Source organism: Streptomyces sp. Ncost-T10-10d, from assembly GCF_900091955.1.
GTDB lineage: Bacteria > Actinomycetota > Actinomycetes > Streptomycetales > Streptomycetaceae > Streptomyces.
Map to the genome: position 1 here is coordinate 1 of NZ_FMDF01000244.1, position 5,555 is coordinate 5,555.

The following is a 5,555-nucleotide window of genomic DNA, read 5'->3' on the forward strand; positions in this document are numbered from 1 at the left end:
TTTCCTGCGTTCACCCACGCGTGCGGCTGGCCGGCTCGGAGGAGGCAGGCCGGGGCACGCATCGTGGCGAGAGAGGGCGCAAACCGGTGACGGCCCGTCAGAATCTTGAGTGGTCAGTGGTTCTGAGTACCCCTGAGTTCAGGGTATGCTTTACCTCGTTGCACAGCGCAGCAGGCCCCAATAGCTCAGTCGGTAGAGCGTCTCCATGGTAAGGAGAAGGTCTGCGGTTCGATTCCGCATTGGGGCTCAGGCAAGATGAAAGGCCCCCGCCACTCGGCGGGGGCCTTTTGCATGTTCCGATGCTTCCGCGTTCACTGCCCGTCGGCGTGGTCGTCCGTGCCCGCGTTGCGGGAGTCGAAGGCTTGTCCCGTAAATAGCTATGGTCCTGCGATGCCGCGCAGCGACTGGCCGTCAGCAGTGGATGCACAGGCCTACTGGCGCACGAACGCGACGATCGGCAGCTCGCACCGCTGTTCGGGGTCTCCAAGTCGGCGGCGGACCGCATCATCGACCACCTCGGGCCGATGCTCGCACTCCGGCCCCGTATGCGGTTCGCCAAGGACACGGTGCTCATCGTGGACAGCACCCTGGTTCCCACCCGCGACCGCACCATTGCCGAGCGGTCGAAGAACTACCGGTACTCCACCAACCACCAGGTCGTCATCGACGCCGACACCCGGCTGGTCGTCGTGGTCGGCCGACCACTCGCCGGAAGCCGCAACGACTGCAAGGCATGGGAGGAATCCGGTGCCAAGCCGCCGTTGGCAAGACACTCACGATCGCCGACGGCGGCTATCCCGGCACCGGGCTCGTCATGCCCCATCGCCGGCGCAAGGACGAAGACCGTCCGGACCGGAAGCAGGAACACAACAAGTTCCATAAGCAGGTCCGTGCCCGTGTCGAGCGCGTCTTCGCCCGCATGAAGACCTGGAAGATCCTCCGCGGCTGCCGCCTCAAAGGCGACGGCGTCCACCACGCCATGCTCGGCATCGCCCGGATGCACAACCTCGCACTCGCCGGACAGCCGAGCGGCCCACCACGGCCGACCACGCCCCGAGGGGGCTCGGAGAGCATGTGCGGGACAAGCCTGAGGCTGTAGCGGTTCTGTAGGCACACCACCAGGGCGACGGCCCAGGCCTCGGCGGTGTGTTTGCCCTTGATTCCGGAGATGCCCAGGTGGTGGATGAGGCCGGCGTCGTGTGATCGCACGGCGGAACAGGCTGAGGGACTGTTCGTCTCTGAAGTCATGGGCCGGAGTGCTTCGGAGTCTTCGGCCCGATGAAGTGTGGTCAGGTGGTGGGCGGTTCAGGGACGCGCATGGCGAGGATGGCCATGTCGTCGGAGGCCGGCTCGGCCGCGAAGCGTTCGACCGCGCGCAGGATGCGTGCTGCCACCGCGCCGGCCGTGAGGCCGGTACAGGTGGCCAGGACGTCCGCCAGACCGTCGTCGCCGAGCATGCGGGTGCCCTCACGGCGTTCCGTGACGCCGTCGGTCACGCACAGCAGGACATCGCCCGGGGCGAGGGGCACCGTCTGCTCGTACAGTTCGAGGTCCTCGATGACGCCCAGCAGGGGCTGAGGTTCGGCGGCTGACTCCACCGAGCCGTCCTGGCGCAGGCGCAACGGCAGCGGATGCCCGGCGCAGACCACCTTCAGGAGCGCGCTGCCGTCCTCCTGGGGCCACAGCTCCCCGTACAGGAGGGTCAGGAAGCGGCTGCGGGCGCCTTCGTCCAGGATTGCGGCGTTGAGGCGCTCCAGAACGGCCGGACCACCGAAGCCTTCGCGGGCGAGGAGGCGCAGGGCATGGCGGGCGAGACCCGTGACGGCCGCGGCCTCCGGGCCCGTACCGCAGACGTCACCGATGGCGAAGCCGTAGGCGCCGTCGCGGATGGGAAAGACGTCGTAGAAGTCGCCGCCGACCTCGTTGCCCTCGCCCGCCGCGCGGTAGATGACCTCGATCTCGACATTGGGGACTTCGGGCAGCCCCGGCGGCAGCAGGCTGCGCTGCAGGGACTGACTGATCGCCATACGCTCCGAGTAGAGGCGGGCGTTGTCGAGGGCGAGGGCGGCGCGGCGGGAGAGGTCCTCGGCCAGTTCCAGGATCTCCTGACGGAAGTGGTCGTCGGAGGGCTTCCCGAGCGTGAGCATGCCGATGACGCGGTTTCGGGCGACGAGTGGCAGGACAACCGTCTCCCCGCCCACCGCGGCCGCGGTGGCGAGCGTCGTACGGATGCCGGAGCCGAGCCCGCCGGGTTCGCCGAGGCCGAGTGTATGAATCGAGGTACGCAGGGCTGCCTGGTGGGCGGCCTCCGACGGGGCGCCCCAGACATGAGCACCCGGGGTCGGCACGGGGTCCGGAGGAGCGATCTTGGAGAGCAGAGCCTTGAGGCCGTCGATGAGCTCCTCGTCCTCATGCAGCACATAGGAGAGATACGGCTCCGAGGACTGGTCCGCGATGGTGTAGACGGCGCACCATGTGGCCAGGGTGGGGACCGTCATCTGGGCCATCAGGGCCAGGGTCTGGTCCCGGTCGAGGGTGCCCGCGAGCAGGTCGGAGGCCTCGACGAGGAAGGAGAGGGAACCGCGGCGCAGGCGTTCCAGCTCGCCCAGGCGGGCGGATTCGACGGCCAGCGCGATGCGGTCCGCGGCGAACTGGAGGCGCAGAGCCTCCTCGTTGGAGTAGCGACCCGCTGCTTCCGCGGCGACACCCAGCGAGCCCGTGAGGCGACCCTCGACCTTCAGCGGGACGGTGACGACGGAGCGCATCCCCGTGCCGCCGAGCAGGGGGACGGCGCCGGACACGTTGTCGAGGTCTTCGTGGACGGCGGGCATTCTGGCGGAGCCGTAACGTCCGGTACCGGCCTCCACCGGCACCCGGGCGAAACGCTGGCGGGCGGAGGGCAGGCCGGTCGTGGCCCGTACCTCCAGTTCCGTTTCGTCGTCCGTCGCCAGCAGCAGGAAGGCCGAATCGGCGTCGAGCATGTCGCGCGCCCGCTCGACCGTGCGCTGGAGCAGGCCGTCGAGGTCGTCGGGAGCGGGGGAGCCGATGAAGATCTCGAACGGGTCCGTCTTGTGGCTCTCGGCATTTGCGTCGGAGACCGGTGTGCGTACCGGGGACTGGAGCACGGCACGTTCGTAGTCGCGGACGAGCAGACAGACCGTGGACGGTTCGCCATGGGTGTCGCGGACCCGCAGATGCGAGGCGTAGACGGGGATGGTGCGGCCGTCGGCGCCCCGGATTCCGTAACTGCCCTCCCAGCGCGAGAGCTGCAGTGCGTCCACGATGCCGGTGTTGGTGCCGGGTGTCTGCGGCCAGGCGGTGAAGTCGGTGAGTTGCTTGCCGGTGACCTGGTCCGCGGCGTAACCGAAGAGGAAAGCGGCGTCCTCGTTCCAGGCGGCGATGGAACCGGCGCTGTCGATCTGGACGACGGCCACCCGCACGCGCTCGTCGGCGACCGGGAGCAGGCCGACCGGGAGCAGGGGGCCGGCGGAGCGGATGCCCACAGGGCGCTCGGGAAGATCGAGCTGGAACCAGACATGTTTGTGGGTGGGCGAATACTCGACGCCCCACCGGGAAGCGAGCGCCGCGCAGAGCAGCAGTCCGCGGCCGTTCTCACGGTCCGGGCTGCCGAAGTTCAGACCTGTGTTCTGGAGGGGGATCTCGCGTTCCGGGTAGTGGTCGGAGACCTCGATCCGGACGCCGTCCTCCGTGCGCAGGCACAGCACGTCCGCGGCGGTGCCTGCGTGCACCACCGCGTTGGTCACGAGCTCGCTGGTGAGGACGACGGCGTCGTCGACGACATCCGTGTATCCCCACCCCTGGAGAGTGTCACGGACAAAGGCGCGGGCGGTCGCGACGGAGCGCCCGACCGGGTCGAAGGTGGCAGCCGCGCGCGCGGTGATCACAGCACTCCCCATATGGTGTCTCGTCGCTTCCCCGAGTCCTGTGCCCGTTTCTCGCCGCTTCGATTCGCCTGCCAGGCTAGACGCTCGGTCTCGGTGCCGGGTACACGAGGGCCGACTTCGGGCAGGAACGACCAGGAACTGGCAGGTGACGGGACAAGTGTGGGCTTCCCAGCGAGGTGATGTGGGACAACCGTTGGAGGCTGCACCCTGATTGGTTCGGGCCTGGTACGTTTCAACGATTTGACGTCCGCATGGTCACCCGTCGACGGTGGGCTGTGGCGGTGAGCCAATGAGGAACTGGGCAAGCTCCCAGATAAGGCCCGAGCGATACGGTCAACCCCTGCGGGAGGGATCACGGTGGAGTCTGGCGTGGTGGCGCGGGGAACAGGCACGCGCACAAAAGGCGGACAGTCCGTGAAGAAGCAGCGCAATGGAACCATCGACGTCGACGCGGCAGCGCTCAACAGACTGTTGGCAGGTCTGGCGGCGATGCGCGACGGGAACTTCCGCAGGCGCCTGACCGTCTCGGGCGACGGCGTGATGGCGGAGATCGCAGCAGTCTTCAATGAAGTCGCCGACCGGAATGTCCATCTCACCGGCGAGCTGGCCCGGGTGCGGAGGGTGGTCGGACGTGAGGGGAAGCTCACCGAGCGGCTGGAGACGGGCGCCTGCGAGGGCTCCTGGGCCGCAGCGATCGACGCCTCCAACGAGCTGGTCGACGATCTGGCACGCCCGGTCTCGGAGGTCGGGCGGGTACTGTCGGCGGTGGCCGACGGTGATCTTGAACAGCGGATGGAGCTGCGGTCGCACACGGCCGACGAGACGGTACGGCCGCTGCGCGGCGAGTTCCTGAAGGTCGCCCGTACGGTCAACAACCTGGTCGACCAGCTGTCGGCGTTCACCGAGCAGGTGACGCGCGTCGCGGTCGAGGTGGGTACCGAAGGCAAGCTGGGCGGGCAGGCCCAGGTGCGCGGGATGTCCGGGTCGTGGAAGGACCTCACGGATTCCGTGAACACCATGGCGTACCGGTTGACCGCGCAGGTGCGGGACATCGCCCTGGTGACGACGGCGGTCGCCAAGGGCGATCTGTCGCGGAAGGTCACCGTCCATGTGGCCGGCGAGATGCTTCAGCTCAAGAACACCGTCAACACGATGGTCGACCAGCTGTCGTCGTTCTCCTCCGAGGTGACCCGGGTGGCCCGTGAGGTGGGCACGGAGGGCGAGCTGGGCGGCCAGGCGACCGTGCCCGGTGTGGCCGGGGTGTGGAAGGACCTCACCGACTCCGTCAACACGATGGCCGGAAATCTGACCTCCCAGGTGCGCGGGATCGCCGAGGTGACGACCGCGGTCGCCAACGGTGACCTGTCCCAGAAGGTCACCGTGAGCGCCCGCGGCGAGGTCGCACAACTCGCCGAGACCATCAACCAGATGACCGAGACACTGCGGACCTTCGCCGACGAAGTGACCCGAGTGGCCAGCGAGGTCGGTGGCGAAGGGCTGCTCGGCGGGCAGGCGCAGGTGCCGGGTGCGGCGGGGACCTGGAAGGACCTCACGGACTCGGTGAACACGGTCTTCCGGAACCTGACGACTCAGGTGCGCGACATCGCGCAGGTGACCACGGCGGTGGCCAGCGGCGACATGACGCAGAAA

General features: G+C 68.4%; 2 protein-coding genes, 1 tRNA gene and 1 pseudogene. 3 read left to right on the top strand and 1 reads right to left on the bottom strand.

Translation table 11 applies throughout. From position 1 onward, the window contains the following. Positions 1–174: 174 nt before the first annotated feature. Both GA0115254_RS42770 and GA0115254_RS42775 read left to right on the top strand, forming a co-directional pair. A tRNA-Thr gene (locus tag GA0115254_RS42770) sits at positions 175–247 on the top strand. A gap of 182 nt (positions 248–429) precedes the next feature. Next, positions 430–1,021 (top strand): annotated as a pseudogene (locus tag GA0115254_RS42775) (transposase); the annotation flags it as partial. A gap of 268 nt (positions 1,022–1,289) precedes the next feature. On the opposite strand, the gene GA0115254_RS42780 reads toward GA0115254_RS42775, so the two are convergent. Then, a complete protein-coding gene (locus GA0115254_RS42780; protein WP_093900641.1) occupies positions 1,290–3,905 on the bottom strand; it encodes a SpoIIE family protein phosphatase in 2,616 nt (871 codons plus the stop codon). Positions 3,906–4,319: 414 nt separating this feature from the next. On the opposite strand from GA0115254_RS42780, the gene GA0115254_RS42785 reads away from it, so the two are divergent. Then, positions 4,320–5,555 (top strand): HAMP domain-containing protein (locus GA0115254_RS42785; RefSeq protein ID WP_141721017.1); only part of this gene is annotated, 1,236 nt, incomplete at its 3' end.